The sequence below is a fragment of the Okeania sp. SIO2B9 genome, assembly GCF_010672505.1.
Taxonomy (GTDB): Bacteria; Cyanobacteriota; Cyanobacteriia; order Cyanobacteriales; family Microcoleaceae; genus Okeania; species Okeania hirsuta.
The window spans coordinates 1-2718 of record NZ_JAAHGK010001067.1 but is presented as its reverse complement, the minus strand read 5'-3'; the positions used below and the strand labels follow the sequence as shown (position 1 = coordinate 2718).

2 protein-coding genes and 1 pseudogene are annotated in these 2718 nt (G+C 36.1%); all 3 read left to right on the top strand.

All coding sequences use genetic code 11. From position 1 onward, the window contains the following. Nucleotides 1-32: 32 nt before the first annotated feature. A pseudogene (locus tag F6K13_RS27300) lies at nt 33-938 on the top strand (PP2C family protein-serine/threonine phosphatase); the annotation flags it as partial. A 4-nt stretch (nt 939-942) separates the two neighbouring features. Beyond that, a complete protein-coding gene (locus tag F6K13_RS27295) occupies nt 943-1185 on the top strand; it encodes a hypothetical protein (RefSeq protein WP_205127456.1) in 243 nt (80 codons plus the stop codon). Nucleotides 1186-1293: 108 nt separating this feature from the next. Beyond that, a complete protein-coding gene (gene argH / locus F6K13_RS27290; RefSeq protein WP_287289021.1) occupies nt 1294-2682 on the top strand; it encodes an argininosuccinate lyase in 1389 nt (462 codons plus the stop codon). Nucleotides 2683-2718: the final 36 nt, after the last annotated feature.

The following is a 2718-nucleotide window of genomic DNA, read 5'->3' as shown; positions in this document are numbered from 1 at the left end:
TTATTGTGGGTCGTGACTAAATACATATAGACGACCCACAATATATCTGGACACCAGCTAGACAAAAATTAATTCGTTTAGTAACAGACCAGACCGCAGTAGCTATTGCTAATGATGAATTAGCTACATCCTTACGAGAAAAGGAACGTTTGGACAGAGAGCTAGAAATAGGAGCAGAAATTCAACTGCAACTATTGCCTCCAGAATGTCCAGAAATTCCTGGTATTACCCTTGCTGCTCGTTGTCAAACAGCAAACCGAGTCGGAGGAGACTATTATGATTTTATCCCCTCCAACTACGACCAGTTGAATTCCAAAAACAAAAAACAGCAACCCTGTCGCTGGAGTATTGTGATTGGAGATGTCATGGGCAAAGGTGTACCTGCTGGTTTAATTATGACCATGACTAGAGGAATGTTAAGAGCTGAGGTATTAAACCGCCACTCACCAGCACGAGTCCTACAACATTTGAACCAAGTAATGTATGCTGACCTGGAAAGTTCTCATAGATTTGTGACTTTGTTTTATTCAGAGTACAATCCAGAAACCCGCATTTTGTCCTATAGCAATGCGGCCCATCATCCTCCAATGTTGTGGCAAGCTGCTAGTAAGTCTATTGTACAGTTAGATACTTTGGGAATGTTAGTTGGTTTAGAAGTAGACCCTGAATACCATGAAGCACAAGTTAAACTAAATCCAGGAGATACTATTATTTATTATACAGATGGGTTTACAGATGCAGCTAATCAAAATGGTGATCGTTATGATGATATTAAATTGAGTGAAGCTTTCAAGTTTGCGTGTCAAAATTATCAGGAACCACAAAAAATATTAGACTACCTATTTGCTCAAGTAAAACAATTCGTTGGTGAAGGAAATCAAAATCCAGATGATATGACTCTAGTAGTTATGAGAGTAAAATCTTCTACAGCAGAATAAATATATGATTATTAATATAACTTCCACAACTACATCAGGTTTGAATCCGATATTTTATGAGACTAATATTCTAGATTTGTTAGGACCAAAAATATTGTATAGTTGGCAACTTTTGGCTCAACAAGTTGATGTAAACTTATGGTCTGATGTGCAAAAAGCTTGGAGCAATTTTATAGAATGTGGTCAAGTATGGGCACTATTAGTTGGTTTATTTATTGGTTGGATGGTTAAGAGCATTTTGCCTTAATTACATAGCAGAAGGAAGAAGGAAGAAGCTTGTGATGTCTGTGTCTTTTCCTTCCATTGCGATAAAATCTCACATCTAATAGAGTTAAATAGAAAAAAAATCTGTAAAATGACGCAAGAGAAACAAACTTGGAGCAAAAGATTTGAAAAGGCGTTGCATCCTACTATAGCTAAATTTAATGCCAGTATTAGTTTTGACATTGAATTGATTGAGTACGATATTACTGGTTCGGTAGCTCATACAAAAATGTTGGCTAAAACAGGTATTATTTCCGCAGACGAAGGTGAAAAGTTAGTTAAGGGTTTAGAACAAATTCGTCAAGAATATCGAGAAGGGAAATTTCACCCGGATTTAGATGCGGAAGATGTTCACTTTGCTGTGGAAAAAAGGCTTACAGAAATTACTGGAGATATAGGTAAAAAATTACATACAGCTAGGTCTAGAAATGACCAAGTAGGAACTGACACGAGACTTTATTTACGATCAGAAATTCAGCAAATTAGGGCTTTATTAAGAAATTTTCAATCATCTTTATTGGGGTTAGCTGAGTCTAATATAGAAACTTTAATTCCTGGTTATACTCATCTACAAAGGGCACAACCTTTGAGTTTAGCTCATCATCTTTTGGCTTATTTTCAGAAAGCTGAAAGAGACTGGGAACGACTAGGGGATGTTTATCGCCGAGTGAATGTTTCTCCTCTTGGTTGTGGTGCTTTAGCAGGTACAACTTTTCCTATAGATAGACACTATACTGCTGAATTATTAAAGTTTGAAAAGCCTTATGCTAATAGTTTGGATGGGGTAAGTGACCGAGATTTTGCTATTGAATTTCTCTGTGCAGCTAGTATAATTATGGTGCATTTGAGTCGTTTGGCAGAGGAGATAATTTTATGGTCATCTGAAGAGTTTAGATTTGTTACTTTAACTGATAGTTGTGCTACTGGTTCTAGTATTATGCCTCAAAAGAAAAATCCTGATGTGCCAGAGTTAGTTAGGGGAAAAACAGGCAGAGTTTTTGGTCATTTACAAGGTATGTTAGTCATAATGAAGGGACTGCCACTAACATATAATAAGGATTTACAAGAAGATAAAGAAGGTTTATTTGATACGATAAAAACAGTTAAAAGTTGTCTAGAAGCAATGACAATTTTACTTTCTGAAGGTTTAGAGTTTAATAGCGATCGCTTAACAGAAGCAGTTTCAGAAGACTTTTCTAATGCCACAGATGTGGCAGATTATTTGGCAGCTCGTGGCGTACCATTTCGAGAAGCTTATAATTTAGTAGGTAAAGTTGTGAAAACTTGTATTTCTACGGATAAATTGTTGAAAGATTTAACCCTAGAAGAATGGCAAAAATTACATCCAAAATTTGCAGCAGATATTTATCAAGCGATCGCTCCTGAACAAGTAGTATCCGCACGTAATAGTTATGGTGGTACAGGTTTTGAACAAGTAAAGAAAGAAATTGCTACAGCTAAACATAAATTGGCAATTTAATTTTATTTAATTGCCAGATTCTAGATTTGAGTTGCA

Coding starts and splice junctions, on each gene's coding strand:
- F6K13_RS27295 (WP_205127456.1), top strand. CDS start 943: ATGATTATTAATATAACTTCCACAACTACATCAGGTTTGAATCCGATA.
- argH (WP_287289021.1), top strand. CDS start 1,294: ATGACGCAAGAGAAACAAACTTGGAGCAAAAGATTTGAAAAGGCGTTG.